This is a genomic window from Rhodococcus sp. T9N (genome assembly GCF_024436645.1).
Taxonomy (GTDB): Bacteria; Actinomycetota; Actinomycetes; order Mycobacteriales; family Mycobacteriaceae; genus Rhodococcus_F; species Rhodococcus_F qingshengii.
The window spans coordinates 34,682-50,959 of the sequence record NZ_JAMSKS010000022.1 but is presented as its reverse complement, the minus strand read 5'-3'; the positions used below and the strand labels follow the sequence as shown (position 1 = coordinate 50,959).

13 protein-coding genes are annotated in these 16,278 nt (G+C 63.3%); 9 read left to right on the top strand and 4 right to left on the bottom strand.

What is annotated here, in order from left to right; all coding sequences use genetic code 11:
• The first annotated feature begins 55 nt into the window (after positions 1-55).
• Genes M1L53_RS27385 through M1L53_RS27375 form a run of 3 tightly spaced genes read left to right on the top strand, consistent with a single transcriptional unit; the run spans position 56 to position 3,019 of the window.
• Positions 56-1,249, top strand: coding sequence for a class I adenylate-forming enzyme family protein (locus M1L53_RS27385; RefSeq protein ID WP_030536925.1), 1,194 nt, complete (start codon positions 56-58; stop codon positions 1,247-1,249).
• 35 nt (positions 1,250-1,284) lie between these two features.
• Positions 1,285-2,046, top strand: a complete 762-nt coding sequence (locus M1L53_RS27380; protein WP_003945127.1) for a crotonase/enoyl-CoA hydratase family protein — start codon at positions 1,285-1,287, stop codon at positions 2,044-2,046.
• Positions 2,047-2,053: 7 nt separating this feature from the next.
• A complete protein-coding gene (locus M1L53_RS27375) occupies positions 2,054-3,019 on the top strand; it encodes an adenosine deaminase (RefSeq protein ID WP_003945144.1) in 966 nt (321 codons plus the stop codon).
• A gap of 3 nt (positions 3,020-3,022) precedes the next feature.
• Here the strand turns inward: M1L53_RS27375 and M1L53_RS27370 are convergent, their stop codons facing one another.
• Entirely contained in the window at positions 3,023-4,336 is a 1,314-nt protein-coding gene (locus M1L53_RS27370; RefSeq protein ID WP_054187347.1) for a D-arabinono-1,4-lactone oxidase, read from the bottom strand.
• Between the two features lie 78 nt (positions 4,337-4,414).
• Here M1L53_RS27370 and M1L53_RS27365 point away from each other — a divergent pair, with 78 nt between their 5' ends.
• Positions 4,415-5,062 carry a TetR/AcrR family transcriptional regulator gene (locus tag M1L53_RS27365; RefSeq protein WP_020908434.1) on the top strand — a complete coding sequence of 216 codons (648 nt, stop codon included), beginning with the start codon at positions 4,415-4,417 and terminating at the stop codon, positions 5,060-5,062.
• 70 nt (positions 5,063-5,132) lie between these two features.
• Positions 5,133-6,308 (top strand): amino acid deaminase/aldolase, encoded by a 1,176-nt coding sequence (locus M1L53_RS27360; protein ID WP_030536923.1) that lies wholly within the window; start codon positions 5,133-5,135, stop codon positions 6,306-6,308.
• A gap of 29 nt (positions 6,309-6,337) precedes the next feature.
• On the opposite strand, the gene M1L53_RS27355 is transcribed toward M1L53_RS27360, so the two are convergent.
• Complete coding sequence (locus tag M1L53_RS27355; protein WP_030536922.1) at positions 6,338-9,781, bottom strand: bifunctional RecB family nuclease/DEAD/DEAH box helicase; 3,444 nt, start codon at positions 9,779-9,781, stop codon at positions 6,338-6,340.
• 83 nt (positions 9,782-9,864) lie between these two features.
• Here M1L53_RS27355 and M1L53_RS27350 point away from each other — a divergent pair, with 83 nt between their 5' ends.
• Positions 9,865-10,506 (top strand): alpha/beta hydrolase, encoded by a 642-nt coding sequence (locus tag M1L53_RS27350; RefSeq protein ID WP_003945142.1) that lies wholly within the window; start codon positions 9,865-9,867, stop codon positions 10,504-10,506.
• A 5-nt stretch (positions 10,507-10,511) separates the two neighbouring features.
• Here the strand turns inward: M1L53_RS27350 and M1L53_RS27345 are convergent, their stop codons facing one another.
• Positions 10,512-11,129, bottom strand: coding sequence for a cysteine hydrolase family protein (locus M1L53_RS27345; RefSeq protein WP_030536921.1), 618 nt, complete (start codon positions 11,127-11,129; stop codon positions 10,512-10,514).
• A 92-nt stretch (positions 11,130-11,221) separates the two neighbouring features.
• Between M1L53_RS27345 and M1L53_RS27340 the strand changes: the two genes are divergently transcribed.
• From M1L53_RS27340 to M1L53_RS27330, 3 genes are all read left to right on the top strand, one after another.
• Positions 11,222-11,923, top strand: coding sequence for a FadR/GntR family transcriptional regulator (locus tag M1L53_RS27340; protein ID WP_030536920.1), 702 nt, complete (start codon positions 11,222-11,224; stop codon positions 11,921-11,923).
• On the top strand, positions 11,920-13,290 hold the full coding sequence (locus M1L53_RS27335) for an FAD-binding oxidoreductase (RefSeq protein WP_054187346.1): 1,371 nt from the start codon (positions 11,920-11,922) through the stop codon (positions 13,288-13,290). The genes M1L53_RS27340 and M1L53_RS27335 overlap by 4 nt, the downstream gene beginning before the upstream one ends.
• An 87-nt stretch (positions 13,291-13,377) precedes the next feature.
• Positions 13,378-14,364 carry an NAD-dependent epimerase/dehydratase family protein gene (locus tag M1L53_RS27330; RefSeq protein WP_232319016.1) on the top strand — a complete coding sequence of 329 codons (987 nt, stop codon included), beginning with the start codon at positions 13,378-13,380 and terminating at the stop codon, positions 14,362-14,364.
• A 56-nt stretch (positions 14,365-14,420) separates the two neighbouring features.
• Here the strand turns inward: M1L53_RS27330 and M1L53_RS27325 are convergent, their stop codons facing one another.
• Positions 14,421-16,208: a long-chain fatty acid--CoA ligase gene (locus tag M1L53_RS27325; protein ID WP_042450345.1), complete on the bottom strand. Its 1,788-nt coding sequence runs from the start codon at positions 16,206-16,208 to the stop codon at positions 14,421-14,423.
• Between the last annotated feature and the right edge of the window lie 70 nt (positions 16,209-16,278).

Genomic DNA, 16,278 nt, shown 5'->3' with positions numbered 1-16,278 from the left:
GATCCACGTCATATAGTCGAATGGCCGGTGGGTTGTCAGTGACGTGGAGGTATCGATGCGGTCGACGCTTGTGGAATACCCGTGTTCGACTCAGCTCCTCGCCGACGCCCGTGTCACCCGTGCGGGTGACGGGGTGCTTCGGTACAGCCAACTCGACCCGTCGCTGTCCGAACTCCTCGATATCGCCGTTCATCGATTCTCCTCACGCATCGCGGTGGAGGAGGTCGACGGCGAGCAGGTCACCTTCGCGGAGTTGTGGGCCGAGGCGTCGCGGGTCGCAGGCGGGCTGAAGTCGCGAGGCGTCGAGATCGGTGACCGTGTGGCCATTCGTGTCGCCGCCGGGGTGAGGTGGATGGAGGCGTGCCTCGGCGTCATTCTCGCCGGCGGTGTTCCAGTCTCCGTGGGTGTTCATCTGAGCGACGACGCGGCGGACTTCGTCATCGCGGACAGTGGCTCGGTGTTGGTGCTCGACGGGGAACTCCCACACGGTGTTCCGTTCATCGACGACGGTGCCGCCCCGGAGGAGATGGCGATCCTCGCGTACACCGCCGATTCTTCGGGTGAAATGCTGGGCGTCGAGTTGAGCAACGAGAACGTGCTCTCCGCCATCGTCGGCATTCTGCACTCGCGCGATTACGGCGTCGAAGGTGTGCGCAATCTGTTGGTGGACAATGACTTCAAGTCGGTACGGCAATTCGTGCACGTGCTCGCGACGTTGGTGGTCGGTGGAACGGTGGTCCTCGCCGGCGACTTCTGGCGTGAGAGTGTGCATACCGTCGACATCGTGACCGGGCGGCCCGAGGACCTGCTCGAGCCACGGTTGCTCACCCTTGGGCCGGCGGCGCGTGCCGGTTCGAGGTCGGTTCAGTGGATCGATTGCAGCGGGTCGCCGATCACGGCCGAACAGGAATCCAAGCTGCTGACCCTGTTCCCGGCCGCTCGGCATGTGATCGGGTGGGGCAAAACCGAGACCTGTGGGGCTGGTCTCATTCTGCCAACCGAGTCGGCACCCACCCACCTCGGAAGCGTCGGAATCGCTTTCGGTGGAATGGAAGTGGCGTTGTACGGCCCGGATGCTCCAGGTGGTTTCGGTGAGTTGCTGTGCCGTGGACCGAGTGTCACGCGTCGGTATTGGAACTCGCCGCAAGCGACCTCGACGAGGTTCACCCAGGGGTGGTTCTGCACTCACGACACCGCGCAGATCGACCCCGATGGCTTCGTCCGTATTGTCGAACGCAACGTCGCGTAGTCACGCGAGCGTGGTCGACAAACGAGAGGGACATCATGGCGGACGAGGTTCTCACCGAGCGGCGCGGGCGGACACTGATCATCACCATCAACCGGCCCGAGGCGCGTAACGCCATCAACTCGGCGGTCAGTCACGCATTGGCCGCTGCGGTCGAAGAGCTCGATGCGGACGACGATCTGTCCTTGGCGGTGCTGACAGGAGCCGGCGGAAACTTCTGTGCCGGTATGGATCTGAAGGCATTCGTGGCCGGCGAGAACGTACTCGTGCCGGGACGCGGTCTCGGATTCACGGAAGGGCCGCCGCGTAAGCCGATCATTTCGGCGGTCGAGGGCTTCGCGTTGGCAGGCGGCACGGAACTCGTGCTTGCCACCGACCTGGTGGTCGCGTCGTCCGAAGCGAAGTTCGGTATCCCGGAGGTCAAGCGAGGGCTGGTCGCAGGTGGAGGCGGATTGTTGCGCCTGCCCAAGCGGATTCCGTACCAGAAGGCATTGGAACTGGCCCTGACCGGTGACAGTTTCACAGCCGAGGAGGCCTACCGCTACGGCTTCGTGAACACGTTGACCGAGCCAGGTAAGGCGCTCGAAGGCGCGCTGGAGCTGGCTGATCGCATCACCCGCAACGGACCGCTCGCGGTTGCGGTCACCAAGGAGATCATCGTCAAGGCCGGCGGTTGGTCCGACGACGAAGCTTTCGCGAAGCAGTTGCAGGTCATGGCGCCGGTGTTCGCGTCCGAAGATGCACGCGAGGGCGCGACGGCGTTCGCCGAGAAGCGCGCCCCGGTCTGGAAGGGGCGGTAACACCGACATGGCTACACCTGTCGCAGAGCTGCACATGCACATCGAGGGTTCTCTGGAACCCGAACAGATTTACCGACTTGCCGAGCGCAATCGAATGGACTTGCCGTACAAGGACATCGACGATCTGAAGTCGAGGTACGAGTTCACCGATCTGCAGTCGTTCCTCGATCTCTACTTCGCCAACATGGCCGTCCTGCGCACCGCGGAGGATTTTGCCGACCTGACGCGAGCGTACTTCCGCCGCGCGGCTGCCGCCGGCGTCGCGCATGCCGAGTTCTTCTTCAATCCACAGGCGCACGTGGTCCGTGGTGTTCCGCTGACCGAGGTCCTGGACGGGATCATGGATGCGGTGGCATCGAGTGAGCGCGAGTTCGGGCTCAGCAGCGCGGCAATCGCCGCCATCCTCCGAGATCAGCCCGTCAAGGACGCCGAGGAGATCTTCTCCGAGATAATTCGCCTGCAGGCTCCGATCGTCGGGCTCGGACTCGACTCCGCGGAGGTCGGCAACCCGCCGTCACTGTTCGAGGACGTGTTCGCCCGCGCGCGTGCCGAGGGTTTGCACGTTGTGGCTCACGCCGGTGAAGAGGGACCGCCCGAGTACATCTGGCAGGCGCTCGACATTCTCGGCGCCGAGCGGATCGACCACGGAGTCCGGGCACTCGAGGATCCTGCCCTGATCGAGCGTCTGGTCGACGAGGAGATTCCACTGACGGTCTGCCCGTTGTCGAACGTTCGTCTGCGGGTGTTCGATTCGCTGTCGGATCATCCGCTTCGATCGATGCTCGAGATGGGTTTGATCGTCACGGTCAACTCCGACGACCCGGCCTACTTCGGGGGATATGTCGACGACAATTTCACCGAACTGGGCCGAGCCCTGGGTCTGACGGAGGCCGAGCGAGACACCCTCGCCCGGAACTCGATCAAGGCCTCGTTTGCGAGCGATGCGCGAAAAGCGGAACTACTGCGGCACTGACCGTCAGTCGCCGAGCACCTGACGCAAGTATTCGTTGTCGAACACACGATTCGCGTCGTACTTGTCTCGAACGGCGACAAAGTCGTCGAGTCGGTCGTACGTCGGACGCAGGTCGTCGACGGTCCGGTTGTGCATTTTTCCCCAATGCGGCCGGCCGTCGACGGCGCGCGCGATGGCTTCCACCGCGGCGAAGTACTCCGTTTCGGGTCGGCGGTGGTACTGGTGTACCGCGATGTATGCGGTGTCGCGTCCGTGAGCAGTGGAGAGCCAGAGGTCGTCGGCGGCAGCAAAACGTACTTCGACGGGGAAAGCGACGTTGGTTCCGGACTTCTTCATCCAGCGATCGATTTCGTGAAGTGTCTCGGTGACGTGTTCGCGGGGAATCGCGTATTCCATCTCCTTGAACTTCACCCGGCGCGAAGACGCGAATACCCGGTAGCTGCGATCGGTGAACTCGCGGGCGCCGAGCAATCGGGACGACACGTTGTTGATTCTCGGGATCGCGGCCGGTGCCAGGGTGGCAACGCGGTTGACACCTTCGAAGAGTGTGTTCGAGAGGAGTTCGTCGTCGACGAACGCGCGGACCTTGCCCACCGGATCGGGTTCGGTATCTCCGGGGAGTCGCGTATTGCTCTTCGTCAGGACACGATCGGTGTGCGGGAACCAATAGAACTCGAAGTGATCCAGGCCCAGACGATCGCTCTCGAGGATGTCCAGTATGTGAGACAGCGTGTCGGGTTCCTCGATTGCGCGAAGTGTGAATCGCGGAACGCAGGCGAGAGTGATCTTCGAAATGATGCCGATTGCGCCCAACCCGAGGCGGCCCGCTTCGAACAACTCGACGTTTTCGTCGGCGCTTGCGGAAACGACGGATCCGTCGGCGAGAACGACCTCGATTCCGCGAATCTGTGTGGCGATGCCGCCGAATCGTGCGCCGGTGCCGTGCGTGCCGGTGGACGTCGCGCCGGCCAGTGACTGGACGTCGATGTCACCGAGATTTGCCATCGCATATCCGCGTTGCCACAAGGCGTCGTTGAGAGCATGAAGGCGAGTGCCTGCAAAAACAGTGACCAGCGCACCGTCGTCGGTCGGTGTGATCGAGTCGATTCCGCTCAAGTTGTCCAGGCTGACGAGGACACCGTCAGTGACCGCGACACCGGTGAACGAGTGGCCGGCGCCGACGGCCTTCACACGTTGGCCACGCGAGGCGGCCTCGGCGACCAACGACGAAAGTTCACGGGTATTTGTCGGCGTCGCAAAGCGACGCGGCGCGGCGCTTTGAGTGCCCGCCCAGTTCTGCCAAGTGTCCGAAGCCATTACGCAATAATGTACTTGGACGGTCGTCCAGGCAAGTATTGCGCGAAGATTTTGTCATTTGCGTTCTACGATCATTGGATGCTGAACAGGCTCCCGGCGGACGAACGCCGCACACAATTGGTCGAGTCCGCCTTGTCTATTGCGGAACAGCGCGGTGTCAGTTCTGTGACGGTAAGGGCGGTGGCAGAGGAGGCCGGGGTATCGCTCGGCGTCGTTCATTACTGCTTCGAGAGCAAGGAAGCGCTGATCGCGGCAATGGGTGAAACGCTCATTCTGCAGCTCAGTGCGTCGATGCAGTATGCGTTCGCGCAGGTCCGCCATGCGCCGGATCTCAGTGGCGTGCAGGGGCTCAGGGAATTGCTGCACATCGGCCTGACCGGAATGTGGCCGACCATCGAGGCAACCCCGGATCGCCAGTTGTTGACCTACGAAATTACCGCGCAAGCACTGCGTAGTCGCAATCTCGGAGCCGAACGTGCTGGGGCGGTTGCATTTGAGCAGTACCGAATCATGGATGAGCTCGCGGTGTCGTTTCTCGAAGAGTGCGCCAAGATATCGGGCACGGTGTGGACGGAGCCGTTGAGTTCGATTGCGCGACTGAGTCTTGCAATGATCGACGGCCTTGTTCTGCGATGGCTGGTCGATCGTGACTCCGACGCGACTATTGCCGAGTTCGGAGAAATGGTTCAGGTAATCGCCAACAAAGCCGTGGTCGCGCCTCAGTAGAACCGCCATCCTGGACATACGTCCAGGATTGGTGATTGACTGGTCGCACGCCGCGACGATTGGATCATCTGTGACCAGGACCCTTGATCGACTCACTGCTGCCACGCGAGAACTCGACCCGCCTCTGGCTGCTCTGGATCTGACCACACTGCGCAGTAATGCAGCCGACCTGGTGCGCCGCGCCGGTGGAACCCCGGTGCGAGTGGCGAGCAAATCGGTTCGTTGTCGGACGGTTCTGGCTGAAACTCTCGGCGACACACTGACCGCGTCCGGCGGATTCCGCGGAATCATGGCGTTCTCACTGCGCGAGGCTCTGTGGCTGGTCGGGCTCGGCGCACGGGACATCCTGATGGGGTACCCGACCGCCGATCGTGGCGCCATCGCGGATCTCGCTGCCGACGACACCGCTCTCGCATCGATCACCTTGATGGTCGACGACGATGCGCAGTTGGACCTCATTCGTTCGGCGTCGACGGGGGATGCGCCTGTCCGCGTGTGTCTCGACGTCGACGCGTCACTGCGGATCGGCCCGATTCATCTAGGCGTACGACGCTCGCCGCTGCGCGAACCTGCCGCGGTCGCCGCACTCGCGGCGCGTGCGCGCCAACGCGGATTCTCCGTCGTCGGAGTGATGTTCTACGAAGCCCAGATCGCCGGCCTCCCGGACACCAGCGCTCCGATCGGTTGGGTCAAGAAGGCCTCTGCCCGCGAATTGGCGTCCAGAAGGGGCGCTGTGGTCGCGGCCGTCACCGATGCCGTGGGTGCACTCGAGATCGTCAACAGCGGCGGTACGGGGTCGCTGGAGGTCAGCTCGGCCGATCCTGTGGTGACCGAGGTAACAGCAGGCTCCGGACTGTACGTACCGACCCTGTTCGACCGCTACCGTGCCTTCCGTCCCGATCCGGCGCTGTTCTTCGCGCTGTCGGCCGTGCGCAAACCGACGCCGTCGGTCACGACCCTTTTCGGCGGCGGATACATCGCGTCGGGACCTGCCGGAGCCACCCGCGTTCCGTCACCGGTCTGGCCCGCTGGTCTCAAACTGCTCCGCAACGAAGGAGCCGGCGAAGTCCAGACGCCGGTCACCGGGAAGGAAGCCGGAAACATCGCGATCGGCGACCGCGTGTGGTTCCGTCACGCCAAGGCCGGCGAGCTGTGCGAGCGCTTCGACCGCGTGTACGTGGTCGAAGCCGACGGCACCCGAACCTCGGTTCCCACCTATCGCGGCGAAGGGCAGTGCTTCGGGTAGGGCAGTGCTTCAGGTAAGACAGGCTTCGGCTAGCTCGTCAGCCTCATGAATGCACCCAGTTCGACCAATCCCGCAGGCGTACTGGGCATGTACTGCGTCAACGCGTGCGATCGAACGATGATCGCGCACCACTTGCCGCGTGAGACAGCAACATTGAGACGGTTTCGCGACAGCAGGAACGACATCCCTCGCGGGACGTCCTCGACGGCAGATGCGGCCATCGACACGATTGCCACCGCAGCCTCGCGGCCCTGGAACTTGTCGACGGTCCCGACCTCGACCTCCGTGAGACCGGCCTCGGTGAGATCGCGCTCGACGGTGCCCACCTGGGCGTTGTACGCCGCGACCACGAGAATGTCCGACTGCTCCAGCGGCCTGGTTCCCTCGAACTCGCTCGGGTCGGTCCAAGGCGTACCGAGAAGGCCCTGGATCTGGCGAACGATTTCCTGGGACTCTTCCGGGGAGTAGGTGGAATTGCCGCGGTGATCGACGAACACCGTGTGTACTCCGGCAGCGAGTCCGTCGAGTTTTCTTGCCGCACTCACGGTTTCCTGGGAATGCAGCTTGCCCTCGTACGACAATGCGGACACGGGCGCACACAGATCCGGGTGCATCCGCCACGTTTTCTCGAGGAAGTAGCCGAATTCGGGTGGCAGTGCGCCGTGTCCCTCGGCGAGCCAACCGAGTGCCGATTCGTCGACCGGTTCGGGGTGAGTACCTTGGCTCACCTGCGGCAACTGCTGCGGATCGCCCAGCAGCAACAGGTTTCGCGCGGAAATCGCGACGGCAATGGTGTTCGCCAGCGCGAATTGGCCTGCTTCGTCCACGACGAGCAAGTCCAAGCTGCCCGCTGGAACACGATCGGTGTTCGAGAAGTCCCACGCAGTGCCGCCGATGACACAGCCGACGCCTTCGGCCTCGGCGATGAATCCCGCATATTCTTCGGATGCGATGTCCTGCCATTCTGCGGTCTTGCTCCGGCTGCCCTTCTTCGCGACCAGTGCAGGGTCCACGCCGGCTTTCAGAATGCCGCCGAGCATGTTCTCGACCACCGAATGTGATTGTGCCACCACGCCGATTCGCCACTGATGTTGTTCGATCAGTGTCTTGACGACACGAGCGCCCGTGTAGGTCTTGCCCGTACCAGGGGGACCCTGTACTGCCACGTAGGAATCATCGAGGTCGAGAAGTGCGGCGGTGATGGCGTCGGCGTAGTTGTTGTCGGTGCCGACAGGTGGCAGCGGTGAACCCGAGAGGGTTCTCGGGGTGCTGCGCCGGAGAATGTCGACTGCCGCGATGTGTGGCAGTTCGGGCAGGCTCTCGCTGGCGTCGGATGCGGCAGCGGCGATCGACTTCTCCATACGTCCCGTGGGAATCGGACGACCAGGTGCCAATGCGACTGGGGTATCGAGGTATTCGTCACCGCCGAGCAGTTCTTCCACGGTGACCACGTCGAGCCCTTCGGACTTGACCACGGCGGTGACCTTGACGCTGCTGGTGCCGCGTTGGGTGGGGTTCTCGCTTGCAACGGCATCGGGGGAGGGGGTTGCGTAGAGCGCGAAAAGATCACTGCCCGGGCTCAAAGACGTTCCGGTGCCGAAACTTCCGGTCAACTGGATGTGGCGACGAAACTTCTTCTGCCGCGCGGTGCTCTTGTGCCAGTCCGTTTCGATTTCGGACTGCTCGACCACCATGACGTCGCGGATGTCCACGAGGTCTTCGATCGGTGTGACCAATCGGTCGAAGTGGGCCCACCAGTACGGCTTCCGCTCGCGATTGTGGTAACCGACTGCTGCGGCCAATAGAGCAGCAGCCTGCTGATCGGGGGTGCGTGTCGAACCGGCCTTGTGGCCGGCGAAGTCGCGGAGTGCGATTTCCGATTCGGTGAGTTCTTCGAGTGGAATCTTGATCTGTCCGGTCGGCTCTCGAAGTTCGACACCATGTTCTGCGGCGCGCTCGGCGAGCCAATCGCGCAGGCGGAGAGTGGATTCGCAGTCGTACTCGTTGTAGTCGGAGATGCCCTGAAGAAGTTCCCGGGCCTGGTCGGCTTGTCCGCCGTCGCGCAATTCGCAGTAGTCGGCATAGGCGACGACCGAGGCGGCGGCGTTGGTCACGTCACCGTCACGGCCGTGCTCACCCATGTAGAGCGGCTCGAGTTTCTTGATGCTGTACGAGCGTTGTCCGATCCGCAGGCACGCGCGGACGATCGGGTACAGGTCGACGAGCACGTTCTCGCTGAGCAGGGTGTCCACGGTCTGCTCGCCGACACCGTGACGTGCGGCCAAGCGCAACAGCGCCGATTTCTCGTACGCGGCGTAGTGGTAGATGTGCATGCCTGGATGAGCTTCTCGACGCGCGGTGACGTAATCGAGGAAGTCGAGGAGCGCCTGGCGCTCACCCTCGCGATCGTGTGCCCAGAACGGCTTGAACACGTAGTCGTCCGCAGGCCCTTCGACCACACCGAACAGATACTCCAACCCCCAATCGGTGGACCCGTCCTCGGCCCAGAGCGGATCGCCCTCGAAGTCGAAGAAGATGTCGCCGTCGTCGGGGATGGGGAGTCCGCCGAGCGCCGAGGGTTCGTAGACCTCGAATTCGGCGTCGCCGGACAGTTCCTGGCGTAGTTGAACCGCTGCCTGTGCACGGAGCTTGTCGAGTGTTTCCCGGCGGATTCCCTCGACTGGGCCGGTGCTCGCGGCGAGTTCGTCAATTGTCGTGATCCCCGAGACGATCAGCTGTTCACGCTGATTGCCGCGGACACCCGCAACCAGCAGCAGGTCTCGATGGCTTTCGACCTCGACGCTGCAGGTGTCGCATCGACCACAACGCAGGTACCGATCGTCGAGCCACTGTGTCGGTTTCCCCTCGGCGCGGTGCTCGTCGAGGACTCGTTCGAGTTCAGCTCTACGTGCCGCGAATACCGGCGCGATGTCTCCGATGTCGTGCGACGACGTGCTGCCGTCGCCTAGCAGTAGATGAACTTGATCGGAGGCGGCAATTGCATTGCGCTCCAACGCATCCGCGTATGCGGCGAGTTGTAGAAGTGCCGACACCTTGGCGTGCCGGGAGAGCTTGCTGTCGTAGACCGCGTAGGTGTCGCCTTCGCGGACGAGGAAATCGCAGAACCCGAGGAATCGGCCGTCGAAAAAGGTTCCCTGATAAATGACCGGCGCGCCCGATCGTGCTGCCTCGACGGTGGCCAACGTGGCAGCGGTCAGGCCTGCGCGTGAGTGTTCCGGTCGCGGCATGACGACGACGCCGTCTCCGTGCTGATCGATGAACTTCTGAAGCTGTTCGCGCTCGTGCGAGTCGCCGAGGCTCGACGTCCGTTCGAGCATCGGATCCGCCTCGGCGGCCTCGGCCGCGATCAGACCGGTTCGGGCGTCGAGTTGCCGCAGCAGTGCGAACTCGCACGAGGCCGCAGCCGAGAGGTCGCTGGCGCTGTAGACGATCTGATCATCGAGTAGGAACACAGGGCGATTGTGCCATCGCTCACCGACAAGGCAACCCACCAGTAATCGCTCACGAGCCGCGGATATCGGTAGCGGCGTGCAGAATGACGATCATGCCTTTCTTCGACGGACGAACCGGTCAGGTGCACTTTCGGCATTGGCCGGCGGCAGGGGGTGCGGTGCCCACGGTGTCACTGGTCTTTCTGCACGGTCTCGGCCAGCACAGCGGCCAGTATCACCGCTTCGCGGGCGCAATGACGGCGTCGGGGATCGACGTGTGGGCGATCGATCACACCGGGCACGGTTTGTCAGAGGGTGATCCGGGAGTCGGGGCTCCGCTCTCCGATCTTGCTGCCGATGCAGCCGCGCTCGCTGACATCGCTTTGGCGGAACTGCCCGAAGTCCCGCAGGCGGTGATGGGCCATTCCTTGGGTGCGGTGACGGCGCTGACGATGCTGGCTCATCGCGATCACGATTTTGCCTCCGCAGTGCTGTGCGGCATTCCGCGCAGTGCGGTCGAGCAACACGGGTGGGCGGAACTCTCCGACGCGGGCATCCCAGTCCTGGTCGTTCACGGTACCGACGACCGGATCGCCCCGGTCGATCCCGTCCGGGACTGGGCGCGGACGCTGCGCAACGTCGAGATGCGCGAGTTCGAGGACGCCGGTCACGACCTGCTGCACGAGAAGGTTCACGCCAGTGTCACCAACGTCAGCCGTGAATTCCTTCTCGCGCATTCCAGGTAGTCCTCTCAGGAGAGCGCGCCGAGCACCTCTTTCGACGTGACGGGGTGCGAGAACATCGGGTAGTCGTAGGTGATCGCGTTCTCGTGTTCGGCGACCGAAGTTCCGGCTACACAATCGGTGAGTGTGATGACCCGGTAGCCGTTCTCGTATCCGGTGCGCATGGTCGATTCGACGCAGCAGTTGGTCAGGAAACCGCCGAGAAGTATCGTGCGAATTCCTTTGCTACGCAGAATGAAATCGAGGTTGGTGCTGGCAAAAGTGTCGAGTCCACGCTTGCCCTCGATGACGATGTCGCCGTCTTTCGGAGTGAGGTCGTCGACGATCGCAGCTCCCCAGGAACCCTTCACGAAGGCCTTTCCGTCGACGACGCCCTTGAGGATTCCGTACGGATGCGAGGTGATTTCGTTGTACCCCTCGGCGAAGGTGATCGGTGCGTGCATCACGGTGACACCCGCCGCACGGGCCGCATCGACCAGCGCGGCGGTGTTCGCGAGGAGTCCGTTCGATTCCATGACTGGTGCGACGGCCTCGTGAAGAACACCGCCCTCGGTGGTGAAGTCGTTCTGGTACTCGATGAGCACGACGGCGGTGGTCGCGGGATCCAATTCGAGCTTGTCGGTCATGGTCGGCACCTTCTCTGTTGTGGTCCGGGTCACGAATCTCCTCAATTAAACAGTTTGTCAGACAAGCAGGCAAGGGGTGGTAGCGTCGCGGCATGGATACGACTCCGTTGTCGCGCATGCCGCTCAGCCTTGCCGTGTCGGGACGAATCCGCGCTGCCATTCTCGACGGTTCACTCCCGGTCGGTGAGGCATTGCCCACCGAACAGGAACTTGCACAGACGTTCTCGGTGGGTCGATCGACGGTCCGTGAGGCCCTTCGGGTCCTGCAAGCGCAGGGATTGTTGACCGGCGCGGACACCACTTCTACTGCCAGGCCTCGGGTGACGCACGAGCATACGGCCGATTCCGCGGCCACAGCTCTCAGCACGGCGTTGCAGGTGGGTGCAGTTCCATTGGGCGATCTTGTCGAATTGCGAGTGCTGCTCGAAGCTGCTGCGCTGCGCACTGTCGTCGCGGTGCCGAACGGCGCCCGGGATGCGATCGAGCGGATGCGCGTCGCAACCCTTGCCGACGACTCGGTCGCATTCCACGACGCCGATGTCGACTTTCACGTTGCGCTGGCCGGAGCCGGCGGGAACAAGGCGTTCGGGTTGGTCATGACGGTTCTCCGCGACAGCATCGCCGGCTACCTGCTGAGTGAACTCGACTCGCGCGAGAACTCGGCGGCCACGCTCGGCGCACTGCTGGCAGAGCACGAGGGTATCGCCGACGCGATCGAGCGCGGTGCAGTTGACGAGGCTGCCGTTTTGGTCGAGCGCCATGTGCGCGGATTCTACGAAGGACGAACACAATGACCACGAGTATCGATCTGTTGGGCGAGCGTCTGCAGAAAGCGGTGGGGGACAGGGCGACAACCGATCCCGACCGAATGGCTGCGTACGTCCGGGATCAATCACTGCTCACCGCAGCCGGAAGGCCCGCCGCGCTGGTCAAGGCGAAGACGGTCGACGACGTCGTTGCGGTCATGGCGGTGGCCCACGAACTCGCCGTTCCGGTGGTGACTCGAGGGGCAGGTACCGGGTTGGCCGGCGCCGCCAACGCACTTGACGGATGCATCGTCTTGAGCGTCGCGGGCATGGATCGAATTCTCGAGATCGATCCTGCCGCGCGCACCGCCACGGTGGAGCCCGGAGTGATCAACGGTGACCTGGCGGAAGCTGCTGCACAGCAGGGTCTTTGGTACGTACCGGATCCGGGAAGCCGGTCCATCTCGAGTATCGGCGGCAATCTGGCGACAAATGCAGGCGGCATCTGTTGCGCCAAGTACGGCGTCACCGGTGATCACGTTGCGGCCCTGACGGCGGTACTCGCCGACGGGCGTGTGATCCGTACCGGTGCACGGACGCGCAAAAATGTTGCGGGGCTGGACCTGACACATCTGCTCGTCGGGTCGGAGGGCACTCTCGCGGTCATCGTCGAAGCCACGATGCGGTTGCGTACGGCGCCCACTGCCGCGACCACTGTGGTCGCCTTCTTCGATTCCGCGGAGTCCGCGATCGATGCCGTCCTCGCCGTGTCGGCAGTGGCCGAACCGTGTCAGATGGAGTTGATGGACGACGTCACCATCGGCGCCGTCAATCGGCTGACCAAGATGGGGCTGGACGAATCGGCCGGGGCGATGCTGCTCATCCAGTGCGACGGTAGGTCGGCGGCCGCCGAGGCAGCGGACTGCGCCGCGGCGTGCGAAAGTGCCGGGGCCCGAGAGGTTTTCCACACCGACGATCCGGTGGAAGGTGAAGAGTTCACCGCCGCGCGCCGCATGGCCTTGCCGGCTCTCGAGGCGTTGGGCACGGTACTTCTCGACGACGTCGCGGTGCCGGTGCCGGCGTTGCCGTCCATGTTGGAATGCATTCGTGAAGCGGCCGATCGCCACGGCGTCACGATCGGAACCTTCGGTCACGCCGCCGACGGCAATCTCCACCCGACCATCGTGTTCGACGCTGCCGAATCGGGTGCGCAGGATCGTGCGCGCGGAGCTTTCGACGACATCGTTGCCGGCGCACTGGCGTTGGGCGGAACGATCAGCGGTGAACACGGTATCGGGGTTCTCAAAGCGCCGTACATGGCGGACATGGTCGGCCAGACCGAACGCGAAATGATGCTTGCAGTCAAGGCCGCATTCGATCCGAAGAACGTTCTCAATCCCGGACGAGGTATCTGAGCGGTTCGTCCGTGCCTCAGTCGCCGGAAATTGCGCTACCAGACGAACGTGTTGCCGCACGACGCTTTTCAAGCGACGATGGCCCTCATGAAGCTGTTGATGCTCGGAGGAACACGGTTCCTCGGCCACGCTCTCGTCGATGACGCTTTGGCTCGGGGCTGGGAAGTGACAGTGCTCCATCGTGGGCTCACCGGAGCGCCACCACCTACAGCGGAGGTCCTGTTCGCGGATCGCACCGATCAGCGTGCGATGGTTGATGCGCTCGGTGATCGTCGATGGGATCTTGTCGTCGACACCTGGTCGGGTAGCCCCCGAGTGGTCGGTGAGAATGCACGCGTTTTGCGCGGTCACGTCGACCGGTACGCATACATCTCCAGTGGATCCGTCTACCAATGGGGCTTGCACGTAGACGAGACCTCACCAGTGGTGGCCGCATCTGCGACCTCCGATGACTACAGCGATTACGCGTCCGCCAAACGCGGGGCCGAACTCGCTGTCCTGGAATCCTTCCCGGACGCGTTACTCGCGAGGGCAGGTTTGATCCTCGGCCCGCGCGAGGACATCGGGCGGTTGCCGTGGTGGCTGCAGCGCATCGCGGCGGGCGGACGTGTCGTTGCTCCCGGAGTGCCGACCAGACCGTTGCAGTACGTCGATGCCCGCGACATCGCAACCTTTGTCCTGGCCGGACTGGCAGCCGGGATCAGCGGGGCATACGACGTCATCAGCCCGTCCGGCCACACCACTACCTCCGGACTCCTCCAGGCGTGCGTGGTTGCCACCGGTTCGGACGCTGAACTCGTGTGGATCGACGAGGACAGGCTGGCGGCCGCTGGAGCGCAGCCGTGGACACAACTTCCGTGTTGGGTGCCGCAGGAGGGTGAGTTCGCGGGCTTCCTCGAAGCCGACACCGCCAAGGCGGGGCAAGCAGGGCTGCGGTGCCGGCCCGTCGAAGACACCGTGCGCGATACCTGGGAGTGGATGCAGCGAGAAACTCTGCCGACTCAGCGGGAGGATCGTGCGGTGCACGGCCTTCCATCCGAGATCGAAGAGGAACTACTCTCCGCCGGACAGTGAAACGAGTCTGGCCCGGTTCGCATTCGAACCGGGCCAGACTCGTGAAAGACGATCGATCAGGCGTACAGGTCGCTGATCTTGGTCTTGTGAGCTTCGTGAATGATGTTGCGCTTGAGCTTGAGCGTCGGCGTCAATTCACCGGTCTCCTGGGTGAAGTCGACCTCGAGGATCGTGTACTTCTTGATCTGCTCGGGGTTGGAGACCTTCTTGTTCGCGTCGGCAACGGCCGAGTCGATCTCGGCGATCAGGTCGGCGTTCTTCACCAGATCGGCAATCGGGGTGCCGGCGGGCAGGCCGTTGCGCTCGACCCAACCGGGCAGTGTCTCCGGATCGAGGGTGATCAGTGCACCGATGAACGGCTGACCGTCGCCGACGACGAGGCACTGGCTGATCAGAGCGTGCGCGCGCAGGGAATCTTCGAGGCCTGCCGGTGCGACGTTCTTGCCGCCCGCGGTGACGATGATTTCCTTCTTGCGTCCGGTGATGGAGACGTAGCCCTCGTTGTCGATCGAGCCGAGGTCGCCGGTGTGGAACCAGCCGTCGACGATGGATTCGGCAGTGGCCTTCTCGTTGTGCCAGTAGCCGGCGAACACGACCGGGCCCTGCAGGAGGAGTTCGCCGTCCTCGGCGATCCGTGCTGCATGGCCGTTGATCGGCTTGCCGACGGTGCCGACGCGCTGCGCGCTCGAGGTGTTGACGGTGATTGCGGCGCTGGTCTCGGTGAGTCCGTAGCCCTCGTAGATCGGGATGCCGACGCCGCGGAAGTAGTGGCCGAGGCGCGCGCCGAGGGCTGCGCCACCGGAGACTGCACGCTCGCACTCGCCACCCAGAGCTGCACGCAACTTCGAGTAGACGAGCTTGTCGAATACCGCGTGCTTGAGCTTGAGTGCCAGGCCGGGGCCACCCTTTTCGAGGGATTCGCTGTATTCGATGGCGGTGGCAGCAGCCTTGTCGAAGATGCTGCCCTTACCGCCGTCGACTGCCTTCTGGCGAGCCGAGTTGTACACCTTCTCGAACACGCGGGGCACCGAGAGGATGAAGTTGGGCTTGAAGCCGGCGAACTGCTCGAGCAGCGTCGTCAGGTCCGACGTGTGGGCGACGGTGACCTTGGCGTCGAAAGCGCCGAAGGAGATCGCCCGCGCGAATACGTGGGCAAGCGGCAGGAACATCAGAGTCTTCTTGCCGGGGACCATGGACTCCGGCATCGCCAGGCGGCAGGCGTTGGACTCGGCGTAGAAGTTGGAGTGCGTCAGCTGGACACCCTTGGGGCGTCCGGTGGTTCCGGAGGTGTAGATCAGGGTCGCGGGCGAGGCAGCGGTGACCTGGTGACGACGAGTGTGCAGTTCTTCGTCGGTGATTGCCGAACCGCGACTGGACAGCTCGTCGATCGCACCCGACTCGATGACAAGAACCTCGCGGAGGGCTTCTGCGCCGTCGGTGACTTCCTTGTGAGTCTCCGCGTGCTTGGCCGTTTCGACGACCAGAAGTGTCGTCGCTGAATCCTCGAGGATCCACTGCGCCTGATCAGGGGAGGAGGTCTCGTAGATCGCGACGGTGCATCCGCCGGCAGTCCAGATGGCGTAGTCGAGAACGACCCACTCGTAGCGAGTCGCGGACAGGATAGCGACGCGGTCGCCGAGCTCGACACCTGACGCGATCAGGCCCTTGGCAACTGCGGAGACCTGCTTCGCGAATTCAGCTGCAGTGACGTCGACCCATCCACCGTTCGACGGCCTCTTGAACGGCACGAATGTGGGGTCTTCTTCGGCGTGACGGAACACGGAGTCGGCCATGGATACGTTCTCCGGAATTGAGAACGACTGTGGAACTGAGAACTCGCGCACTATTGACCCCTCCAGTGACTACTGACATTTCTGATGTGCATTGCATCACATTAGTCGTCATTTTGCACTG

Coding starts and splice junctions, on each gene's coding strand:
- M1L53_RS27385 (WP_030536925.1), top strand. CDS start 56: ATGCGGTCGACGCTTGTGGAATACCCGTGTTCGACTCAGCTCCTCGCC.
- M1L53_RS27370 (WP_054187347.1), bottom strand. CDS start 4,336: ATGGCTTCGGACACTTGGCAGAACTGGGCGGGCACTCAAAGCGCCGCG.
- M1L53_RS27345 (WP_030536921.1), bottom strand. CDS start 11,129: ATGACCGACAAGCTCGAATTGGATCCCGCGACCACCGCCGTCGTGCTC.
- M1L53_RS27380 (WP_003945127.1), top strand. CDS start 1,285: ATGGCGGACGAGGTTCTCACCGAGCGGCGCGGGCGGACACTGATCATC.
- M1L53_RS27330 (WP_232319016.1), top strand. CDS start 13,378: ATGAAGCTGTTGATGCTCGGAGGAACACGGTTCCTCGGCCACGCTCTC.
- M1L53_RS27350 (WP_003945142.1), top strand. CDS start 9,865: ATGACGATCATGCCTTTCTTCGACGGACGAACCGGTCAGGTGCACTTT.
- M1L53_RS27340 (WP_030536920.1), top strand. CDS start 11,222: ATGGATACGACTCCGTTGTCGCGCATGCCGCTCAGCCTTGCCGTGTCG.
- M1L53_RS27375 (WP_003945144.1), top strand. CDS start 2,054: ATGGCTACACCTGTCGCAGAGCTGCACATGCACATCGAGGGTTCTCTG.
- M1L53_RS27335 (WP_054187346.1), top strand. CDS start 11,920: ATGACCACGAGTATCGATCTGTTGGGCGAGCGTCTGCAGAAAGCGGTG.
- M1L53_RS27365 (WP_020908434.1), top strand. CDS start 4,415: ATGCTGAACAGGCTCCCGGCGGACGAACGCCGCACACAATTGGTCGAG.